This is a genomic window from Weissella sp. MSCH1, from assembly GCF_045799135.1.
Lineage (GTDB): Bacteria > Bacillota > Bacilli > Lactobacillales > Lactobacillaceae > Weissella.
This window is the reverse complement of the sequence record NZ_JBJMBA010000032.1, coordinates 51458-73111: the sequence shown is the minus strand read 5'-3', so window position 1 is coordinate 73111 and position 21654 is coordinate 51458. Positions and strand designations below refer to the sequence as shown.

Here is a 21654-nt window from a genome sequence, read left to right as displayed (position 1 = left end):
AACTTAATCCCCTAAACTATGAAACGTTAGGAAGAACTTATTATTTTTTTACATTTAAGGGGGCACAGATGAATTCTGTTGCAAAATACTTCCGCTTTGATGAACTCGGGACTAATTTCCGAACTGAAATCATTGCCGGTTTAACAACTTTCGTTTCAATGGCCTACATTTTGTTTGTTAACCCAACCGTTTTGGGTGCAGCAGGTATGGACAAAGGGGCTGTCTTCACCGCTACTGGTGTCGCCACAGCAATCGCCACAATTTTCATGGGCCTAGTCGCGCGCTATCCAATTGCTATCGCGCCTGGCTTAGGGGTTAATGCATTTTTCGCATATTCTGTTGTCATCGGGATGAAGGTTCCTTGGCAAACAGCAATGGCCGGGGTCTTGGTCGCTGCCATTATCTTCTTGTTGCTCACATTCTTTAAAATCCGTGAAACCATCATTAACATGATTCCACAAGATTTAAAGGTCGCCATCGCCGCTGGAATCGGTCTGTTCATTGCCTTTATCGGGTTAGCTAACGCTGGCTTGATTGTGGCCAATGACTCAACAATGGTCTCATTAGGGCATCTAACATCAGGTACCTCATTACTCTCAATCTTTGGGATTATCGTGACCTTTATCTTAATTGCCACGCGCGTACCAGCTGCAATTTTTATTGGGATGGTTATTACGGCAATTGTCGGAATTATTTCTGGTTTAATTGATCTGCCATCACACTTGATTTCGTCAGCTCCATCGTTGGCCCCAACCTTTGGTGAGTCAATTAACCACATTACGGATATCAATACATTTCAATTATTTACCGTTGTCTTGACGTTCCTGATTGTGACATTCTTTGACACTGCCGGTACGATGATTGGTTTGGCCACGCAAGCTGGGTTCATGAAGGACGGCAAGATGCCTCGTGCCGGTAAGGCTTTGATGGCTGACGCCGTTGGTATGACAGCTGGTGCGGTATTGGGAACGTCACCTACATCAGCTTACGTTGAGTCTTCTGCCGGAATGGCGGTGGGTGGCCGTTCAGGTTTGACGTCAGTTACGACTGGTATTTTGTTCGTTTTCGCCCTACTATTTTCACCATTGTTGTCGGTTGTTACCTCACAAGTAACCGCACCGGCTTTGATTGTGGTCGGGGTTTTGATGGCCGAAAACTTGCGCAATATTAATTGGGATGATTTTGCAATTGCCGCACCGGCTTTCTTGATTGTGATTGGTATGCCACTAACATACTCAATTTCAGATGGTATTGCCCTTGGCTTCATCTTGTACCCAATTATGATGATTGCCACTAAGCGAGCTGGTAAGGTACACCCACTGATGTACGCTCTGGCAGCTATCTTCTTGATTTTCTTATTTATTGTCGCCCATTAATTATTAATCAACACAAAAGCCGCCAATCCTCCGATTTTGAATCGGGAGATTGGCGGCTTTTAAACGTCTTACGTCTCAATATCTTTTTCTACTGATTGCTTTTCAACTCTTGAACAGCGGCAACCAATTCTGGCTTCGCTTCTTCCAACCAATTTGGATCGCGCAATTCAGTCAGCGCAATAACCGACGTCACCAACTTCAATGATTCCGTCATCCCCGTTGTTTCATAGCTAACCAGGCGTTCGATTGATGTTGTATCAAAATGATCATCCATCATCTTAGCCAATTCAAGCAAAAATTCATGTGTCATATTTTCTTTCCCCGTGAAATGTAGATTTCATATACATCATATCAAATATGATTAATTTGATACCCTATCCTGTTTTCATTATGCCAACAAAAAAAGACCAAACTTTGAACAAAGCGTGGTCTAATTTTAAATTCGTATTATTTGTTAGTGCAGCTCACCTTGGACAGCATTCGTGTGCTTACCCGGAATCGCCAAACCATAGCGGGTGTTGCCTAATGCTTGGTCAACCGTCATGCCGCCAAACGTATCATTGAACGCTTTGACTGCGGCGTCCAAATCATCAGCCTTCACAAAAGCATCAACCGCAGCGGCTCCGTGAACGCCCATGCGCACAATATCCTTCAGACGGGCCACTGTAATACCACCCATCGCAACAACTGGCAACGTGCTGTTTTGAACAACAGTCGTTAAACCAGCCAAGTGCTCAATTGGTTGCGACTCATCAACGTGCGCGCTTGGGTAAACTGGGCTAACACTATAAAAAGCTAAGCCTGCTGGCACATCTTCCAACAATTCTGTCCGGTTGTTAATTGACACGCCGGTGTACAAACCTGCCGCCACAGCTGCTGCTGAAATTTCAGCGACTTGGTGACGATCACTCACGTACACACCATCTGCAGCAACTGCTTCAGCCAACTTCACATCATCAGCAATCAGGAAGGCAACTTGCTTGGCACGCGTAATGTCACGAATGTATTGCGCTAAGTTTTGCTTTTCAACGCCTTCTAAACGAGTTTCATTTAAAATAATCATCGTCACACCGGCATTCACAGCCTTATCTGCAAATCCTGCAACATCTGCAACGCAGTCTGAACCGATAATCAACGTACTTGCTAATTGTTCTGCCTTAAATTCCATGATTTCTGCCTCCGAAGCCCTGCTTTATTTATTGCTTTAAGTGTAGTCGTTTACCTATGCACTTACAATAAAAAAGGAACTCGTCCAAAATTAAAGACGCCTTGTTAACAGCCGTAACAAGGCGTCTCAGATTGGACGATGTCTTTAATTTTGTTCAGAAAATTCAGCTTGCAATGTTGCCTGTTCTTGACGATAGGCATTGATAATCCGTGACGTCGTCTCAGGTTCAACCTGATCCAAAACACTGCCGAGTGTCGTCATGGCTCGCACGTAATCATAATCTGTTTCATAGTAGTAACGCGCTTGTTGCGTCGCTTGCACAACTTCTGCGTTATCCCGATATGACAGTGCCTTACGGACCAAACGTTCCGTAACTGACGCCGCTTCAACTAAATTATCTGTATTCTCTTGCAATGTGTCTAAGTCAGCTGTAACAATGCTCAGTTGACGTAAAACATCATCAACATTGATGCGTGACAAATCAAGTTGTTGCTTTAAACGACCAAGCTCATCGTTCACCGCAAAGAAGAAGTCCATGTAATCCTTTGGCAAGCCAGGCAAGCCTTGACGCTCAAATGACCGTTGGATTTGGCGAATTTTATCGGAAAGTAAGGTCACACGATTGCGTGATTGCTGTACAGCAACTGGCAATTCCTTAAGGTCTTGCCACATGGCAACCTGCTCATGCTCAACGCGTTCCAATTCTTCACGAAGCGCCGTTTGCTTGTCAGCCAAAGTTGAAAAGACAACTTCATGCTTCGCAATCGCTTCCTTTAGTTCTTCCAAACCAACCGAAACATTTGATAATTGCATCTCCCAGCTACGCACTTGCCCAACTTCGTCCTTCGTAAAGACAAAATCTTGATTCAATCGATCTAGCTCGATATATAAGTCATGATTTTGACGCTTATTGTGAACCACATATGCTGTCAACTGCTCGTTATTTTCCCAAACTTGTTGTGCAGCGGTTGCTTCACCTTCGAAAGTTTCGTACAACACTTCTGTGCGGCTTTCCATTTGCGCAATTGACTCACTCACCTTCTTCAAGGTTAATTCAGCTAAATCATCAACCGTTGCAACGCGTTGTGCTTCAATATCCGCTAGTTCAGCAGCAATATCCGTTTCAAATTGGAACCCTTCTGCGTCCATCTTGTCGTAGGCATCTTGTAATTCAGCCAGTTGGCCAGGAATCGTATCATCCAATGATTGATACAACGCCGGAATCTGTTCAATACGTTGTTCTAGTTGGTTAGTTTCCATCCCCAACGTCTCATAAATCCCAGCCGCCGTTGCGTGATCACCCGCTTCAGTCAAACGGGCAAACTCTGCAAAATCATCTTCCAACGATCCCAGAATTTCTTCTAGTTTATCAATCGCTGGTCCAAAACTGAAGTTCTGTGACAAGAGCGTCTTACGCAACTCTTGGTACTTACCTTCTAGTTCCTTAACAGCGGCCTTGTGCGCCTCATCTAACTTTTCTAAGTCAGCCAAGCCCTGCTTCACAACTTCAATGGTCGTTTCAGCATCACGAATTTGTTGTTGCAACTCTTTCAGCTCTTGCGCCGTCTTCACAAAGTTTAATCCTTGTGATTCAAACAAAACCGCATTCGCTTGCTCTTCAATATCCTTAAACCCAGTCGTTTCTAGGTGTCCATATTTGCCTTCCAACAATTGGAACTGCTTCAAAGATTGGCCAGTCAAACTTAATTGACGTCCCTTCACAAGTCGATCACGCATTGGAATTTCAGCGAGTTTTTCTTTCTTGCGAAGTAATTTGGCAACTTTACGTGCAGTCAATCGTTGCGAGACAAAGATAATCAAGTAAATGGCCGCTACTACAACGATAAGGCCAATTACGATATGTCCAATCTGTGTCATGCTTTATCACCCTGGTGAATCCACTATTCACCAAACTCCTTACTATCGGGAATTATCTACCTACTAGATTATCACGGTAACGACCATTAACTCTAAAAACAAGACAGGCTTTAGGGTTTACTTGGGGTTCTTTAACCTTTTTTAATCGCATTTAGGGTTTATTGGCGTGACAACATTAACCGCTTACAAACACGACCTCATTTATCCACCAAAATGGGCTAAATTGCGTATTTAACTTTTCCACATTTCCACAGGTGGGTTTTTCATAATTATCTGCTTTGTGGATAACCTGTTAATAACTACATTAAATTATGAGAAAACAATGAGTTTATGAATGTGTGTTTTCCACAACTTATCCACAATCAGTCCACATACTTATGAACAAGTTTTCCACAGAGCGACCGACTGCATACGAACAAAAACTTGCTTCGCCTTTAATTTCTACGACAAAAATAAAGAGATTCACGTTTTGTAAGCTAGTTATCCACAAAAAAACGGTTTTGCCGCCAACTCAAGCGTCAAAACCGTTAGAAATTAAAATAATTCACCATCTGCAATCTCTGCCAGCTTATCTCGTGATGGCACGAAGAATAATTGACCGGACTGAATGGTCGAGAATGTTAATAAGTAGTCAGACATATCCACCATCTGTTGTAACATCGCTTTGGTAACCGACCAGTATCGTGAATAGCCAATAAAGTACGTCCCTGTTTTACCGCTGGCTGGATCTGAGAACGGCACATTCATCCGCACAATCTTTTGTTCCTCACCATCAATTTCAACTTTGGCGGCAACATTGTGTGCGTTGTGGAACTTCTCATCATCTTCAAGTTCCAAATCATCAAACTTATGACGGCCAACAGCCTTTTCCTGTTCTTCAGTCTTCAACTTGCCCCAGAAGTCCATATCGTGTAACCACTTTTGTGCAAAGGCATACGACCCATTCTCATACGCTGGGTCTTCATCCCCGACCAAGGCATAGTCTGCCGCATCATATTCTCCCGGCGCTTCTGTCCCATCGATAAAACCAATAATGGCACGCCCTTCAAAGTAACGGAAGCCTTTCGTTTCATCAACCACCGTTGCAATCGGTTCTAAAAAGACCATCAATTGACGAACAACTTCATAAACCGCCGCCTCAGAACCGGCGCGTACGTGCAAAAAGATATCACCCTCAGACGCCGGCATGTTGTACTTCGGTCCCTGCAATGTGGTATAAGTTTCTAACTGCTTGGGCACCGGAACACTTGGAAATAAATAATCCCACGCCGTGCGACTAAACCCAATTGACACCTTCAATTGGTCATCAGCCGCCCGAATGTGCATTGAGCGGATAATTGCCTGCGAGCGATCTGCAAATTCCGCAATGGCCGCCTGGTCACTTGCTAAATTCTCTCGTCGCAACTTTAACACAACGAACGACACGTTCTTCCCGACGTCCTTCCAAACATCCTGCGCTTTAACTGGTTCTATTGCCATAATTTTGTCCCCCCGCAAAAATCTAATTTTAGTATAGACCTAATATGCGAAGATTCTTAAACATCAGAAAAAACGGACGCTTCAAATCGAAATGTCCGTTTCAAAGAAACTAGTTAATACGGCGTAATAAGACGACGACTAAAACAGCCACCCCACCGATTATGGCGCCAACTAATGGCAACATCCGCAAACCAGCATAACTCATCACCGCATTACCAACAAACGATCCGCCAGCAATGCCAAAATTCAACGCTGCCACATTTAATGCAGATGCAACATCCGTATGCGCCGGCGCTAACTCGGTTGTCGTCATAATAATACGACTTTGTAGCGAGGCATTCCCCATGAAAGCCACCAGCCCAAGTAACGAAATTCCCAACAGATACCAACCTTGCCGTGGCAACAGGAGCAGTTGTAATAATTGCACCACAATTTGCGCAGCCAGAATACCAGCGACAACCCCTAGCGCTTGTCGATTCGCTAACCGACCACCAATCACGTTTCCGATGGTCACGAAAGCACCATATAGGACCAAGACTCCGACGACACCTGCGGTACTAACACCCGTCACTTGTTGCAAATACGGCCGAATATAGGTGTATAGCACAAACGATGATCCAAAGCCTAGCGTGGCCATTAATAATGTTAACGAAATTTTGGGATGACGAACCACCGTGATAATCCCTGCTAATTGATTATCGGTCACTAGCGGTGCAGCTGTTTTAGGCACTTGTGTTAGCACCCCAAGCCACCCAAAGACACCCAACAAACCAACGACAGCAAACGTGGCACGCCAACCAACCGCTTCACCCAAATAGGTTCCAAACGGCACCCCGAAGACTGTTGCAACCGTCAAACCACCAAATAACCAAGAAGCGGCCTCACCTTTTTTATCAATGGGCGCTAACTTGGTCAAATACACCGATGCCGTAGCGAAAAATACGCCGTGCACGACAGCCGTTAAAGCACGTGTCACCAGCAAAATGCCATACGTTGGTGCGATTGCTGATAACAAATTCAACACTGCAAAGGCCATCATCAGCCAAGCAAACAATTGTCGTCGTGCGATTCGCCCGACAAAGCTAGTTGCAATGGGCGCGCCTATTGCCTGGGCAATCGCGTAACCCGTAACCAGCAGACCAATCATTCCCGTTGATACATGCATGTCCTGCGCAATATCAGTTAACATACCCACTGGCACAAATTCAGTTGTCCCTATCGCGAAGGTCGACACCGCCAACGCTATCGCAATTTTATAATACTTACTCATCTCAACACCTCACATAAAGTAACCACTTTAACGTATTTTGGCATTGTACGCCAGTGTTTCCACTATATGATTCTTTACAACTGCACCAAAAAAGCACAAGACATAAGCCCTGTGCTTCTTTGTGAACAACAAGTCCGAAATAATTAAAATTATCCCAACTTGTTGTAGTATTCAACGATAAGGTTTTCGTTGTAATCGTGGTCCAATTCTGAACGCTCTGGCAAGCGAACCAATGAACCCTTCATCTCGTCCTTGTTGAACTCAACGAATGGCAACGTTCCAGCTTGTGCTTCCAATGAAGCTTGGATGTAAACGTTCTTTTGTGACTTCTCACGAACTGAGATCTCTTGACCTACAGTAACTTCGTATGAAGGAATGTCAACACGCTTACCATCAACCAAGATGTGGCCGTGGTTAACCAATTGACGTGCTTGTTGACGCGTTGAGGCCAAGCCCAAACGGTAAACAATGTTGTCCAAACGACGCTCCAACAATACGATGAAGTTTTCACCGTGAGTACCCTTACGGATCTTACCAGCCTTGTTAAACAAGTTGTGGAATTGGCGCTCAGTCAAACCGTACGTGAAACGTACCTTTTGCTTTTCAGCCAATTGCATACCGTAATCAGAGATCTTTGCACGACGGCCGGCACCGTGATCTCCAGGGGCGTAGTTACGACGAGCAATTTCCTTACCAGTACCTGACAAAGAAACACCCAAACGACGTGAAACACGGAACTTAGGTCCAGTATAACGTGACATATTAAATGTCCTCCAGAATTTTATTATTGTTGAATTCTAGAGAATTGCCTCACATTCGTGCAATTCACCCAAACTTTCACCGCTGCAGCGCGGGTACTGGTGTGTTCTCCGCCATAATTGAAACGGGTCGGTAAATTGTTGACGAGCTTGCGGACAATCCGCTGCAGTTTTCAACACTTCCAATAGTTTAACAAAAAGGAAGGACAGTTACAAGCTGTTCTTCCTTACTTCATCTCTTTAATTTTGCTTTGAGAGCGCGTCAACCAAGACACGGCCAAGAACACCAACGATAAAGATACCCGCAAGCATCGCCCCAGCAATTTGCAACGGCATCGTGCCAAACTTCGCTGGGCCACCATTCAAGCTTAAGACAACGATTGAAATGGCCCAACCAGTTAGCCAAGCAGCCGTATCAACCCAGTTACGAATCCCTGGCATTGATGAAATCAAGACTGCCAAGCCACCAAGTACGAACAACGTGACGTACAGCGTCAACTTAGGCCAGCCTGTCAAACCTGGGAACGTGACAGCCATCATCCCCCATGGAATACCAAGCCACATGCCAAACAACAAACGCCACTTGTTCTTTGGGTCATTACCAGAGGCCACAAAGAAGCCCCCAACAATCAACGTTGCAGCGCCAACAGTTACGCCAATAAAGGGTGCAACGACTGCCCATAATGATGGAATCGCTGCGACAAATAATGCCAATGCAATCGTTGGATTTAACTTATGCATCTCTCAATTCTCCTTACAAAAAGTAAACTTTTATAAAACCAAAATTTATTATACACCTTTCAACGGCTTGTGCAAATTTTAGTTCTAACTCAAAAAAACGCCTATATATAGGCGTTTTCCTTGTGATTATTTTTCCAAAAAGAACTCAAATCTTGACCCAACATATTGCGTACGAACATACTCAAACGGCTTACCAGCTGTATCGAATGTCAATTGGCGCATGACCAAAACTGGGTCCCCACGCTTGATAGCTAGGTATTCAGCAACCCGCTCCGTGACGGCAGCAGCCGTCACAGTCTGTTGTGCATGCCCAATCCGTAAGCCCCGTTGTTCCGACAATGTGCGGTACAAAGAATTGGTCAAACTTTCACGAGCCAACCCATCAACCAGACTAGCCGGAATTGAGGCAACTTCAAATGCAATTGGTTCGTCATTACCATAACGCACACGTTCCATGCGTAACACTTGATCGTCGTCACCTAATTGCAGTTGTTCTTGTTCTGAATTAGATGCTTTCCCAATGTGGAAAGAAATCGTACGTGACGTGGCAACCTTACCGGCCGCCGCCATCATTTCTGTAAATGACGTCACACCGTTCAACTGTTCCTGCACTTTACGTTCTGCGACATAAGTTCCTGATCCGACACGTCGTTCCAGAATGCCTTCATCGACTAACATCATGACTGCTTGGCGCAAGGTCATGCGTGAGACACCGAATTGTTCAGCTAATTCACGTTCAGCCGGGATTTTATCTCCTGGGACCCAGCGCCCAGCTTCAATAGCTTCATGAATTTCGTCATGAATTTGAATGTAAACAGGTGCTGCCATACATTATGCCTCCGCAGTCGGTGCGTCCGCCTTTGAGAAATGACGTCCTAGACTATAGGTTGCTTCCAACGCTGACAAATCAGCGCTAAAGACGTTCAAGTCAGCGTCTTTGCCAATCCGCAACGTGCCCTTTGTATCAAGCCCAAACTCGACGGCTTGGTTAACTGAGGCCATTTGGATAGCTTCTTCAATCGATGCACCTGTGAAGGCCATGATATTACGGAAGGCGTCATCAAACTCAAGCACAGATCCAGCTAACGTGCCGTCAGCCAAACGGGCTTGCTTGTCCTTAACCCAAACCTTCTGGCCTCCCAATTCTGATTCACCGTCACCAAGTCCCTTGGCACGCATTGAATCAGTAATCAAATCAATCCGGTTAGCTGTCTTAAGCTTGTAAGCCACGTTGACCATATCTGGGTAAACGTGGAAACCATCTACAATCAACTCCGTGCGAATGTTGTCTTCTAACATCGCGTGGCCTGTAACCCCTGGTTCACGATGAGACATTGGTCGTTGTGCATTATATAGGTGGGTAATGTGGCTCGCCTTTGAATTGTGCTGTAAGAAATCACGGGTTGCATTTGAGTGACCCACTGAACCAATGATGTTGTTATCTGCCAAATAATCTTCGAAGGCCCGAACGTCCGCTGCTTGTTCGGGCGCATACGTAATCAAACGAACACGGTTACCTGACAATTCATGCCAGCGCTTCACCAAGTCAATGCTTGGTGCAATAATGTGTTCTTCTGGTTGGGCCCCCTTAAAGTGCGGGTTGATGAATGGTCCTTCCAAGTGCACACCAACAATAGCTGGTTCTTGTTGAGCCGCCTCATTAACAGCCGTCATCGACTTTGAGATATTCTCAACTGATTGGGTCATGGTTGTTGGGAAAACAGCCGTAATTCCCTCTGAAATTTGCCCATGCACCATCTTAATGATATCTTCTGTCACACCGTCCATGGTATCAAAGCCATAGGCACCGTGCGTGTGGACATCAATAAAGCCAGGCACAATAACTTTACGATCGGCCCGGACAACGTCATCCGTTGCCGTCAAAACCAATTCAGCCATTGGTCCCATTGCTTCAATTTGCTTATCAAAACGGATGTAAGCATCCTTGATAACTGGATTTTCTTGTTCCCCGGTATAGATGGTGGCGTGGGTCAAAACTGTGCTCATGATTAACTCCCCTTTAAGTGACATACTAAATTGGTACAGGCGGTCATTAGCCGTCTCTATCATGTTCTTATCGCTTACAAGTTTACACGGTCTAGGTCACTTTTTCCAGTAACAGTTAAAAGCCACCCTCCCTTGTACATCGACCAGGGAGGGTGGCTTTTAAAGTTAACTATTAATCTGCTGACAAAGCATCAATTGGGTTCAACTTTGCTGCACGACGAGCTGGCAACAAGGCTGCCAAGAATGAAATAACCAAAGCTAAGATCAACGTCATCACGACATTGCCCAATGAGATTTGAATCATATCAAACTTCGCGATTTGGTAAAGGGCACTGTTCAAACCAGCCCCAATACCGAATGCCAAAATCACTGCCAGAATGAAACTTGCCAATCCAATCAACAATGATTCTGACGTGAACAAGTTACGCACGTCCTTCTTGCTTTCACCCAAGGCGCGCAAGATACCAATTTCCTTCGTTCGTTCTGAAACGGACATGAACATCGTCACAATAATCATCAAAGCTGACACAATCAATGAGATAGCTGCAATCGCTGCCAACACATTTGTTGCCAATGACACAATTGTGTTAATCGTATCCAAGATTGAACCAACCGTTACCGCTTGGTACAAACGCTTGCCATCTGCATCCTTCATCTTGTTAACTGCCTTTTGGAAGGCCTTCACATCATCAGTGTGCTTCACGCGCACCGTCACGAACAACGCACGCGTATCCGCACCAGCTTCCTTGTAGGCATCTTCGATGGTGCCAGCCGTTGTTACGTTAGCTGTACCGGCTTGGCCAGCATCAATAACACCAGCAACCTTGAACGTCTTGTTAATTTCAACTGGTGTCATGCCGTCTGACTTAACTGTCATCCACTTAACCGTCATCGTCTTACCGACAACTGATTGCCAATCCTTGGTATTGAACTTCTTTGCAACCGTCTTCTTATCGACCAAGATTTCGTTCTTGCCAGGCACATGACCAGCCTTGATCAACTTCTTTTGGTAAGTTGCTGACCACGTTTGCACTGTTCCAAGTGAGTAAGCCTTACCATCCAAAGTTGCTTGCACGTTACCGGCTTGATAACCCTTTTGCAACGTCTTCACGTACTTGTTGGCCTTAATCTTCTTGATTTGGTCATCTGAAATCGTCGTCTTATCCATATCGACGCCGGCTGTGGCCCCAGAAGTTTGACCCACACCGCCGTTATCACCTTGATGACGGGCAACCGTTACAGCCGTTGGATTAGCCAACGAATTGACCTGGTCATTAATGTAGGCTTTAACGCCATTTCCTAACCCGGTAAACAGCATCACAGCAAACAATCCAATCGCTGTTCCAATCATAATCAATGAATTACGCCAGAAGTTATACGTTAAGTGCTTAAAGGCATTACGGAATGACGCTGCCGCTGGCAATGGTCGGTCAGCTAAACGCGTGTCATCAGCTGGTAGTTCGAATGCTGGTCGCAAACGTTGGTCGTCATCAATTTGACCATCCGCCAAGTGGACAATTCGCGTCCCATGGTTCGCCACGTCTTGTGAGTGCGTTACCGCGATAACCAGCTTCCCCTCCTTGGCAATATCTTCTAGAATTTCCAAAACTTCAGCCGTGTTCTTACCGTCCAACGCACCTGTTGGCTCATCGGCAATAATCACCTTAGGGTCTGAAGCCAAGGCACGGGCAATTGCCACACGTTGCTTTTGTCCACCCGACAATTGGTTAGGGTGCTTCTTAATTTGTTCTTGTAGACCAACCTTAGTCAGCAATTCAGTTGCGCGGGCCACTTTCTCCTTTTGGCTCAACGTCGTCATCTCTAATGAGACCAATACATTTTCCAAAACCGTCAAGTGACTAATCAAATTATAGGCTTGGTAGATGTAACCGATTGTGCCACGACGGTAAGCATCAAGCTGCTTTTCCTTTTTGTGGTCCAAAACCTGACCGTCAATGGTAACTTGACCCTCAAATTCACGATCCAGTCCACCGATGATATTCATCAGCGTTGACTTACCACCACCTGATTCACCAAGAATTGAAACAAACTCGCCCAATTCAAAGTCCAAGTCAATCCCCTTCAAAACTGGGAACTCTTCTTTACCCAAAAAGTATGACTTGCGGATATTTTGTAATTCCAAAAATGCCATTGTTCTTCCTCCGGCCTTTCATATTCATATTTTCATTAAGTTAAATATAAGTGTACCGCCACCCCATACCCACGTCAAGAAAAGTTTAATAAGACACTTGTCGATTAAACTTTTTGTGGTATATTAAAATTAAATCAAGGAGGTACATCATGAACCGAGAAACTAAAAAGGCACTCACGAAACAACAATTAATCGCGAGCGCAACGGCTTTGTTCCGTGAGAACGGCATTCACAATACTGACTTAAAAAGTATCGCAACTGATGCCGGTGTTTCAGTGGTGACCTTTTACAAGTATTTCGATAGTAAGGATGCCCTTATCCGGGAAATTGCTAACGATGAACTAAATAACCTTTTTGACCGTATCATGGCGATTACAGATTCACCTGACCTAACGATTTTAGATAAGATAAAGGCTTTTGCCACAATCACGGCAACTGCCCAAAAGAAAATTGCCACCACATACGGGCCAGAAATGATTACCTTGCTTGAGACAGACGATTCACACATTCGGGCGGTTGCTGACACACGCCGGGATACTTTTTTTACGACCATTATCGAACAGGGACGATCTGAAGGCTTCTTCAGTGCTGACGTTAGCACCGCTGCTATTCGCGTATACATCGATATGTTCATGTCGTATGATCGCCAAACAACCATCGCTCTTGCTCAGGGTGAAATCGATATCAAAACAATTGATCAGCAACTTGAACAACTCTTTTTCTACGGCTTAATGGGTTATATCAACGTTGACAAGCGCGCCCAACTAGACCAAATTCGCCAACAAAATAAGGGATGAGCGCAGGCTCATCCCTTATTTTTTCTACACTCATATTAATTCTTGCCAGGTTCGCAACACACCGTCGTGATTATTATCCGCGACAGCGATGGCATAATCATACGCGAATAATCGCTGATCGGCATTCGGCATAATAATTGGTCGCTCTGCGATTGCCAGCATTTCTAAATCGTTCATACCATCCCCAAAGACAGCTAATTCTGCTGGCGTACCACCAAGTGTCGCCAATAATCGTTGGAGGCTAGCCGCTTTATTAACACCTGGCGCCATGACATCAACGACACCATTTCCGGGTGTCGTTGCATGCACATCGGCCTGATTTTGGCGGACTTGGGTCACAAATGTTTCGCTTTCGGCTAACGTCCAAAACACCGTCACCTTCATAACTGGTACATCAACTTGCATTAACGAATCCACAAAGCGCAGCTGCCCATATAAGCTAGCCATCATCGTTAAAAAGCCACTTGGTATGGATCCGTAATTACGCACAACTAATAACTCATCCGGACTGAACACTAGGATACCACCATGCGGTTTAACTGACATACGATCGATTTCGTGTTGTAGACTACTTAATTGTTCTTGCGTCATCATGTGCCGTTCTTGAATCTGACCGTCAGCAGACATGATTGTTGCGCCGTTATCTGCCACAATATTCACCCGGTCTAAGAAACCACCAAATAACATTTGGACGTGTTTTAGATCGCGACCACTCGCCACGATGAATTCCCCGCCCGTTGCTTCATATTCTTTTAGGACTTGCGCAAATAAATCCCGATTAAATCGTTTCTGATCATTTAAAAACGTCCCATCTAAATCAGTTGCCACAAATTTTGTTTGCTTCATCATGTCACCTCGCTCAAAAATTAATCTAACACAGAATTTTGAAGTTGGTGTTCAAATGCGAGTAAGTTTTGCTTCCAAGTCACACCAGCCCGATAATTTCCCAATGCGCCATCTTGGCGGACGATGCGATGACAAGCGCCTAAAATCAGTAATGGATTTTTCGCAACCGCTGTGGCAATGGCCCGGATAGCATTAGGTCGCCCAATCGCCGTGGCCAACGCTTGATAACTCATCGTCGTACCCGTCGGAATAGTTTGCAAATATTGCCAAACTTGCCGTTGTAAATCGGTGCCATGCGATTGCCAGTCCACCTGATATGGTGGTAATGTCCGTCCTGCTAAATACGCGGCCACTAGATTTGCATAGCGCTGCTTAATGGCTGGCATTGGCTGACCGGTTGGATACCAAGCTTGATATTCAGCAACCGGGTCATCGGCCAAAGAGACAAATTGCACGCCCGTTGTTGAATAGAATAGCGTAATTGTGCCATGCAACAATGGATAACTTTCATAATTAATCATCAGCTAATCCCCCCTACGCATAAGTTTAGCAAAAAGGAGCGAACCCGCGCTCGCTCCTTTTATCGGTTAAATAATTGTTTCCAGCGTTGCCAGGACGCCATCATGTTCATTATCAAATAGTGCCTCACGGTAGCCACGGCCAAAGAGACGTTCATCTGAATTTGGCATGATGTATACTTCGCCCGCCAACTGCATCATTTCCAAGTCATTCATGCCATCTCCAAAGACCGTCAAATCTTCAGGCGCTAATTGTAATTCGGCAATCATCGCCGATAGACTAGTCGCTTTATTGACACCTGCTGCTAAAATATCAACCGCGCCATATCCTGACGTCGTTGGGTGCAAAGGCAATGGTGTCGCTTGAATGCGGGCGATCGCCTCATTTGAATGAACGACATCAAAAATCGCCGTCACACTGGCCAAAGGTTGTGGAATATCGCGTAGGTGATCAACCATATGAATTTCGCCATAAACCTGTGTCATATAGTCTTGCAAATCAGCGCGTAGCTCGCCATACCCATTCAAGCGGTACATGCTGTCGGCAGAAAAGGCAATAATACCGTCCTTTGGTGAAACATCCACCAAAATTTGTTCCAACTCAGTTAGTGTGGCTGGGTCAATCGTGCGCAATGTCGTCGTTTCCGTCCCACGCACGTGCCATGCAGCACCGTTATTGGTCACCAGATGAACACGGTCAGCTAAAGCACCAAACTTTGTGCGCACCCACTTCGCTTCTCGCCCAGTAGCAATGGCAAATTGGTCGCCTTGCGCATCCAACTTATCCAAAATAGTCGTAAAACGATCAGCATCAAACGTCTTATCCTCGTGTAAGAAAGTTTGATCTAAGTCAGTTACGTACAATCGTGTCATCTATGTTCACCTCTACTTATCATTTGTCACTTACAGTGTATCAAAGGTATTTGGGGATAGATACCCAAAAGTACAAAAGACAGCCAACTTCATTGCACAGTTAGCTGTCTCAACAACATCTATTATTTATTTTTAGTCACACCAAGATTATCGCACCAAGCCGTGCGCATTATACGCGTCTTGCGATGGTCGAAGCATGAACAGGCTGATTAACAAAAGTGGTCCAAAATACATTACCAACTCATGCCAGGGCATCATTGTAGCCGTACCACCACTATAATCACCTGTAAAATCAGTTAGGATGTGCAGGATAATTCCTGGCCACATTGAGCCCGTACGATAATAAAGCGCCGCAAACGCCAAACCGATGATAAAAGCGTAAATAACTTGCTGGATTGTTGCTTCCAGTGTTTGTCCACCGGCTAAGTTAATGAAGTGCAGACTACCAAACACAAGGCTTGAGATAACCGCCGCTTTCAGCGCTCTTGTTCCCGAGGCGTTTAAAGCATACAGTAAAATTGCAAGTAGGCCACCTCGAATTAAGATTTCCTCAAAAGTTCCGGGTAAAATACCATTCAGTAAGTGTCCAAAATTTCTAGAAAGACTTTCATGCCCCACTGACTTAAACGTATCAACTGTCTGATCAAAAAGCACCCAGCCATATGCTAAAACTAGGGGGATTAACGCCACCCAGCGTACATCCTCTCGTAAGGTAAACCGAATTCGGAAAGGTACCCATCGCTTGACTAGCCATACGGTTAACACAGCCAACAGAATTCCCCACACATTATATACAACGCCGCCCCAAACTGTTGCCACGTTACCATGCACTAAGTGAAGGGCCTTACCGGCAACAGAAAACACACCCTCTCGCGCAACTACAACAATTACAATAATCAAGTATGCCAGGATACTAATTCCTGTTAACTTCAAAAAGTGTTTCATGTGACCTTCTCCAATCTCTATGGTTATGTCAGTATAGACAATGCGATTGTAGCCCTTATGTAAAAAATGACGATGCTTGTCAAAATTTACTTTCCAATCAGCTAAACAACAAAAAAGGCGATTGCTTTCGCAATCGCCTTTTTAATCAGTATAGCTCATCAGGGAGTCGAACCCTGGATGCCGGTGTGAAAAACCGGAGTCTTAACCGCTTGACCAATGAGCCATTATGTCGCTTCGTTGCCTCAACAACATAATATATATTACCAGGATAATTATCTCTTGGCAACCCTTTTTTTAAATTAATTTTCGCCCCATGTACGTGCCGTTTTATTGATCACTAAAACACCCCGCCCTGGTACTGTGATTGTTGACAGTTGATCACAATCTTCAAATTGTGACAGAGCCGTCACCCAAATTGCCGCATCTGTTAAGTCTGGCAGCATCACTGCCGCTACCCCATCGATTAATTCATGCGTTGCAATGGCCCCCGAATGAATCGGTACTTCTAGATACGGATCGACATCATCCGTCTTATCAAAAACTTCAAACGTCCAAAACCAATCTTGATCCTCCGGCTTCGTCTCAACGCGACGCATGCCGCCACCTTCCAATGAGACGGCCGTGACTTCGGGTAGCGCCAGCAACGGTCGCAAATGTTGTTCAAACGCCTGCTCAACTGCCCAGCCCTGCACTAATGCACCTGGATGATAATTTGGCATTTCACCAGCAGCATATAACTGATTAGTCATCTGCTCCCCATAAGTTGCCGCTGCTAATACCGTCCGAAATTGGGGCGACACCTCATGAATCGACAGTTCACCTGCATTGAATCGATTCAAAGTCGACATTGGTCGCTTTTCTGAAAACTCACGAAAGACCCAGTCAAACCAATACTGCATTTGCACTTCGGCCAAATTGCCGTGCTCAGCAATCGCTTGTCGGGCCGGTTCACCACCTTTAAACGCTATCTTCGCCTCATACATGACACCGTCTTTTTCCACTGACAAACCCGCAAGCCAATACTTTGCATTAATTGGTTGTACAAACATTTGGTAGCCCCCTTCATTTGGTTACTAAAAGTTTAGCTGTTCAGGCTTAACCCCACCTTGATTTAAACTTACCGGTTCTTCACGTATAATGAAATAGACAAGAGGATAAACAATATGACAACTAAACAATTAGCTCATCCGAAGCTACTGCTATTCTTTGAGACGTTGACGGCTATCGGGGTCGTCGTTGCACTATTACGTTTTCTCGCCAGTATCATTAATGCGATTTATAAGCATACAACTGGCAATGAATTAACGTTTGTCACAACTATTCGTGATAATGCCTGGCAAAATTATTTAACGCTAGCGCTATTAATCATTGGTATTATTGGCACTCGCATCTTAAAGCGCCGTTTCAAGTAAAATAAAGCCGCAACCTCATCTGAAGTTGCGGCTTTGTTTTATTCAAATTCAGCATTCTTTTTCATGGTTGCTTGAATAGCGTCAGCCACCAACCCATTTAAGTTGCCTTGTTCAAGTGTTTCCCAACCAGCTGCTGTAGAACCACCCGGTGTCATCACTTCATGGGCCAAGGTCATGGGATCCTTCTTTAAATCACCCATGTGACGAGCCGTACCAACAACCGTTTGTTCTGCCAAACGTGCGGCTGTATCCGGTGCGATACCAGCCTGAATACCCGCTTGCGTCATTGCTTCCGCAAACGCTGCAACAAAGGCTGGTCCCGAACCTGCTAATGCGCTAACAGCGCCAAACTGTTCTTCTGGCAATTCGTCTGTCCGACCCAACTCCAGGAACAACGCTGCGATTGCGCCCTTCACATCTTGATCCATATCCGTATCAAAGGCCAACGCTGTGTAGCCATACTTCAATGCCACATTCACATTTGGTAACGTGCGTGCGACCATAACGTGCTCACCAAAGGCTGCATGCAAGGTTGCCAATGACACACCACCCAACACAGATGCCACAATCACACTTGGCTTCATCATAATCCCAAGTTGCAACTCTTTTGCGACAGATTCAAGTTGCGCAGGCGGTATAGCCAACACGACCATATCTGATTCAGCCCAGACATCTAAGGCCGATTGTTTCGCTTCCAAGCCTAATTCCGCAGCCACTTGGGCACCGGAATTAGGTGAATAAACTACTTGACGAATATCTGCATTGCCTGACCAGCCTTGCATCATCGCTTTGGCCATATTACCTGCGCCAATAAAACCGATTGTTAACATCTCACACCTCATTTATCACATTGTTATTAGTCATATCATAACATAGCCAAATCACTCGCATCGGCTCAAAATAGTTTTAAAATTTCGGATAAAGAAAAAGGTCTAGCAATTGCCAGACCTTTATTATTGACTCTATGAGAAACCTTGTCGTTCTGATAATGAGAATGACCGGTTATGATAACGCATCGACATTATCAGACCGATACCAATCATATTTCCGACTAACGCCGAACCACCTTGCGAAATGAATGGCAATGGAATACCCGTCAATGGTACCAATCCAATGTTCATCCCAATATTTTCGAAAATGTGGAAGAGTAGCATCATCACAACACCAGCTGCAATATAAGCATAGAATTGGTTTGATGTATCGTAAACAACTTGGAAGATTTGGTAAATCAACAAGAAGTACAAAATCAATAACAAGATGCTTCCCACGAAACCGAAGTTTTCTCCAATAACTGAGAAAATCATATCAGATTCACGCACTGGCACAGCCACGTGTGATACGTTAAAACCTGTACCACTCAAGCCACCCGAACCAATTGCTTTCATTGATTGCCACAACTGATAAGCGCTGTTTGATGTATCGCCAGATGGCTTCAACCAAGCATCGACACGTGCAAACTGGTACGCTTCAAATCCTACCTTTTCCAGAATATGGCGTCCCCAGGTTTGGGTAACGAACAAAATTGCTGTCGTTCCCAACGCTCCAGCAACCCCGATGATTGGTCCAAGGATTTTCCAACTCAAACCAGATACAAGCGTCATACCAAAAACGATTGCCAAGAACACCATCATGGTTCCAAAGTCGTGTTGGGCAAGCACCAAAACAACTACCGGTGCCGACCAAGCAATGATTTTTAAGAGCAACATCTTATCTGAACGCCAATCGTGAACTGGATTATTCAGATTGTGTTGCGAAATAACGCGGGCCAACATCACGATGAAGGCCGGCTTCATAAATTCAGCTGGTTGAAAAGTTAACGGTCCAAAGGCGAACCACATACCACCAGTCCTTGCATAATACGCACGTGAATAAAACACCAACACGGCCAACATCAAGAAAACACCAAATCCAAAGATGTAAGGTGCTACTCGCCATAGCTGTTCCGAGTCAAAGCGCATAATAATCATGACGACAACAATACCTGCAAAATAGTAGGCCGCCTGCATAATCACCATTCGCGTCACGTTCACACCAACTGTATCGTGTGTTCCCGCCACATATAAGGATGCCAAACCAATCAACGCTAGCATCATGACAACGAAGATGATCGACCAGTCGACCTCACCTTCGTGTGCAAAAAAGCGTTTGATCATGTTTTACCTCTTAACCTGCAATTAGTGGTGCAAATTGAATTCTGCAATCAACATTTCCATTGCATCATCAAAGTCCTTAGCCGTTACTGAACGGTTATCAGAAAAACGCACCGTCAATGGCGTCGTTGATTCATCAATCGTTCCCAAACGAACCTTGTTAATCTTTACTTCTGAGAGGTTATCTCCCATATCGTTAATTTCTACTGAAACTGGCTTATTATTCCGTGACATAATTACTTCCCTTGTGATCCGTGCATGTGTTCTAGCAACTTTCCAGCACCCTTGGCAACATTATCCAATGGGCTTTCTGAAATCATAACGGGTACGCCTAAGTGATCTGAAATCAACTTATCCATCCCGCGTAGGAGGGCACCACCACCAGTTAGCACGATACCACGATCAATGATATCAGAAGCTAATTCTGGTTGAATGCGAGCCAATACTTGGTGTGCCGCATCGACGATTTGCGCCAATGCATCGTGCATCGCCGCCTCAACTTCATTAGCATTCAACGTAATCGTACGTGGCATACCTGAGAAGTTATCACGTCCACGGACTTCCATCTCTTCTGGCTCGTCTAATGGTGTTGCCGTCCCAATCTTAATCTTAATTGTTTCAGCTGTACGCTCACCGATTTGCAAACCGTGGTCTCGCTTGACCATGTTGGCAATGTCTGCGTTCATCTTATCACCGGCAACGCGAATTGATTCAGATGCCACGATATCACCAAGTGACAACACGGCAATATCAGACGTACCACCACCCATGTCGATAACCATTGACGCAATTGGTGAGAAGATATCCAAACCAGCACCAACCGCCGCAACCTTTGGCTCGTACTCTAGGTAGACCTTACCACCACCAGACTTTTCGGCAGCACCGATAATCGCCTTACGCTCAATTTCTGTGATATTCGTTGGGGCGCACACCATAATGTTTGGTCGTGACATGATGCCCTTTGCGTTCAACTTTGACATAAAGTATGACAACATCGCTTCCGTCATATCGAAGTCTGAAATAACACCATCCTTCAATGGACGAACTGCGCGAATGTTACCTGGCGTACGACCAACCATTTGGTAGGCTTCAGTTCCCACAGCCAAAACCTTATCTGTTTTGGTATCAATTGCGACAACAGAAGGTTCGTTAAGGACGATTCCTTCACCCTCAACATAAATTAGGACGTTTGCCGTTCCTAAATCAACGCCGATTTCCTTGGCCATGATTTTCCACCTCTTATTTTACTTGCGCATACTCGCTTTAATTCTTAAATATGTATCT

At 45.0% G+C, this 21654-nt stretch carries 22 protein-coding genes and 1 tRNA gene; 3 read left to right on the top strand and 20 right to left on the bottom strand.

The window, feature by feature from the left end; all coding sequences use genetic code 11:
• The first annotated feature begins 68 nt into the window (after window positions 1-68).
• Complete coding sequence (locus tag ACJ28U_RS03385; protein ID WP_099088770.1) at window positions 69-1376, top strand: NCS2 family permease; 1308 nt, start codon at window positions 69-71, stop codon at window positions 1374-1376.
• 88 nt (window positions 1377-1464) lie between these two features.
• On the opposite strand, the gene ACJ28U_RS03380 is transcribed toward ACJ28U_RS03385, so the two are convergent.
• The 10 genes from ACJ28U_RS03380 to ACJ28U_RS03335 all read right to left on the bottom strand — a co-directional run bounded on the left by ACJ28U_RS03380 (window position 1465) and on the right by ACJ28U_RS03335 (window position 12829).
• Window positions 1465-1686, bottom strand: coding sequence for a hypothetical protein (locus tag ACJ28U_RS03380; RefSeq protein ID WP_043708889.1), 222 nt, complete (start codon window positions 1684-1686; stop codon window positions 1465-1467).
• Between the two features lie 144 nt (window positions 1687-1830).
• The gene (locus tag ACJ28U_RS03375; RefSeq protein ID WP_407618375.1) at window positions 1831-2544 is read right to left on the bottom strand and encodes a thiamine phosphate synthase; all 714 of its coding nucleotides are present in this window, start codon (window positions 2542-2544) and stop codon (window positions 1831-1833) included.
• Between the two features lie 144 nt (window positions 2545-2688).
• Entirely contained in the window at window positions 2689-4422 is a 1734-nt protein-coding gene (locus tag ACJ28U_RS03370; protein ID WP_407618374.1) for a septation ring formation regulator EzrA, read from the bottom strand.
• A gap of 534 nt (window positions 4423-4956) precedes the next feature.
• Window positions 4957-5901 (bottom strand): Dyp-type peroxidase, encoded by a 945-nt coding sequence (locus ACJ28U_RS03365; RefSeq protein ID WP_407618373.1) that lies wholly within the window; start codon window positions 5899-5901, stop codon window positions 4957-4959.
• Window positions 5902-6010: 109 nt separating this feature from the next.
• Complete coding sequence (locus ACJ28U_RS03360; protein WP_407618372.1) at window positions 6011-7171, bottom strand: MFS transporter; 1161 nt, start codon at window positions 7169-7171, stop codon at window positions 6011-6013.
• A 149-nt stretch (window positions 7172-7320) separates the two neighbouring features.
• Entirely contained in the window at window positions 7321-7932 is a 612-nt protein-coding gene (gene rpsD / locus ACJ28U_RS03355) for a 30S ribosomal protein S4 (protein WP_010371369.1), read from the bottom strand.
• A gap of 237 nt (window positions 7933-8169) precedes the next feature.
• The gene (locus tag ACJ28U_RS03350) at window positions 8170-8670 is read right to left on the bottom strand and encodes a DUF1097 domain-containing protein (protein WP_407618371.1); all 501 of its coding nucleotides are present in this window, start codon (window positions 8668-8670) and stop codon (window positions 8170-8172) included.
• Window positions 8671-8796: 126 nt separating this feature from the next.
• Complete coding sequence (locus tag ACJ28U_RS03345; RefSeq protein WP_010371375.1) at window positions 8797-9498, bottom strand: GntR family transcriptional regulator; 702 nt, start codon at window positions 9496-9498, stop codon at window positions 8797-8799.
• A gap of 3 nt (window positions 9499-9501) precedes the next feature.
• A complete protein-coding gene (gene nagA, locus ACJ28U_RS03340; protein WP_043941405.1) occupies window positions 9502-10677 on the bottom strand; it encodes an N-acetylglucosamine-6-phosphate deacetylase in 1176 nt (391 codons plus the stop codon).
• Between the two features lie 172 nt (window positions 10678-10849).
• Window positions 10850-12829, bottom strand: a complete 1980-nt coding sequence (locus ACJ28U_RS03335; RefSeq protein WP_099088761.1) for an ABC transporter ATP-binding protein/permease — start codon at window positions 12827-12829, stop codon at window positions 10850-10852.
• A 149-nt stretch (window positions 12830-12978) separates the two neighbouring features.
• On the opposite strand from ACJ28U_RS03335, the gene ACJ28U_RS03330 reads away from it, so the two are divergent.
• Entirely contained in the window at window positions 12979-13626 is a 648-nt protein-coding gene (locus tag ACJ28U_RS03330; protein ID WP_407618370.1) for a TetR/AcrR family transcriptional regulator, read from the top strand.
• A 30-nt stretch (window positions 13627-13656) separates the two neighbouring features.
• On the opposite strand, the gene ACJ28U_RS03325 is transcribed toward ACJ28U_RS03330, so the two are convergent.
• The 6 genes from ACJ28U_RS03325 to ACJ28U_RS03300 form a co-directional block, all read right to left on the bottom strand.
• Window positions 13657-14475 carry an HAD hydrolase family protein gene (locus ACJ28U_RS03325; RefSeq protein WP_407618369.1) on the bottom strand — a complete coding sequence of 273 codons (819 nt, stop codon included), beginning with the start codon at window positions 14473-14475 and terminating at the stop codon, window positions 13657-13659.
• Window positions 14476-14492: 17 nt separating this feature from the next.
• Window positions 14493-14993 (bottom strand): methylated-DNA--[protein]-cysteine S-methyltransferase, encoded by a 501-nt coding sequence (locus ACJ28U_RS03320; RefSeq protein WP_407618368.1) that lies wholly within the window; start codon window positions 14991-14993, stop codon window positions 14493-14495.
• A gap of 66 nt (window positions 14994-15059) precedes the next feature.
• Window positions 15060-15863, bottom strand: a complete 804-nt coding sequence (locus ACJ28U_RS03315) for an HAD hydrolase family protein (RefSeq protein WP_407618367.1) — start codon at window positions 15861-15863, stop codon at window positions 15060-15062.
• Between the two features lie 147 nt (window positions 15864-16010).
• Window positions 16011-16808, bottom strand: a complete 798-nt coding sequence (locus ACJ28U_RS03310) for a CPBP family intramembrane glutamic endopeptidase (RefSeq protein ID WP_407618366.1) — start codon at window positions 16806-16808, stop codon at window positions 16011-16013.
• A gap of 151 nt (window positions 16809-16959) precedes the next feature.
• Window positions 16960-17031 (bottom strand) — tRNA-Glu (locus tag ACJ28U_RS03305).
• Between the two features lie 76 nt (window positions 17032-17107).
• Window positions 17108-17857 carry a hypothetical protein gene (locus tag ACJ28U_RS03300; protein ID WP_407618365.1) on the bottom strand — a complete coding sequence of 250 codons (750 nt, stop codon included), beginning with the start codon at window positions 17855-17857 and terminating at the stop codon, window positions 17108-17110.
• Between the two features lie 114 nt (window positions 17858-17971).
• Here ACJ28U_RS03300 and ACJ28U_RS03295 point away from each other — a divergent pair, with 114 nt between their 5' ends.
• Window positions 17972-18220: a hypothetical protein gene (locus tag ACJ28U_RS03295; RefSeq protein ID WP_010371399.1), complete on the top strand. Its 249-nt coding sequence runs from the start codon at window positions 17972-17974 to the stop codon at window positions 18218-18220.
• 38 nt (window positions 18221-18258) lie between these two features.
• Here the strand turns inward: ACJ28U_RS03295 and proC are convergent, their stop codons facing one another.
• The 4 genes from proC to ACJ28U_RS03275 all read right to left on the bottom strand — a co-directional run bounded on the left by proC (window position 18259) and on the right by ACJ28U_RS03275 (window position 21596).
• Window positions 18259-19050, bottom strand: coding sequence for a pyrroline-5-carboxylate reductase (proC, locus tag ACJ28U_RS03290; RefSeq protein WP_407618364.1), 792 nt, complete (start codon window positions 19048-19050; stop codon window positions 18259-18261).
• A 132-nt stretch (window positions 19051-19182) separates the two neighbouring features.
• The gene (locus tag ACJ28U_RS03285; protein WP_099088752.1) at window positions 19183-20373 is read right to left on the bottom strand and encodes an FtsW/RodA/SpoVE family cell cycle protein; all 1191 of its coding nucleotides are present in this window, start codon (window positions 20371-20373) and stop codon (window positions 19183-19185) included.
• Between the two features lie 21 nt (window positions 20374-20394).
• Window positions 20395-20604 carry a DUF2969 domain-containing protein gene (locus ACJ28U_RS03280; protein ID WP_010371407.1) on the bottom strand — a complete coding sequence of 70 codons (210 nt, stop codon included), beginning with the start codon at window positions 20602-20604 and terminating at the stop codon, window positions 20395-20397.
• A gap of 2 nt (window positions 20605-20606) precedes the next feature.
• Complete coding sequence (locus tag ACJ28U_RS03275; RefSeq protein ID WP_010371409.1) at window positions 20607-21596, bottom strand: rod shape-determining protein; 990 nt, start codon at window positions 21594-21596, stop codon at window positions 20607-20609.
• Between the last annotated feature and the right edge of the window lie 58 nt (window positions 21597-21654).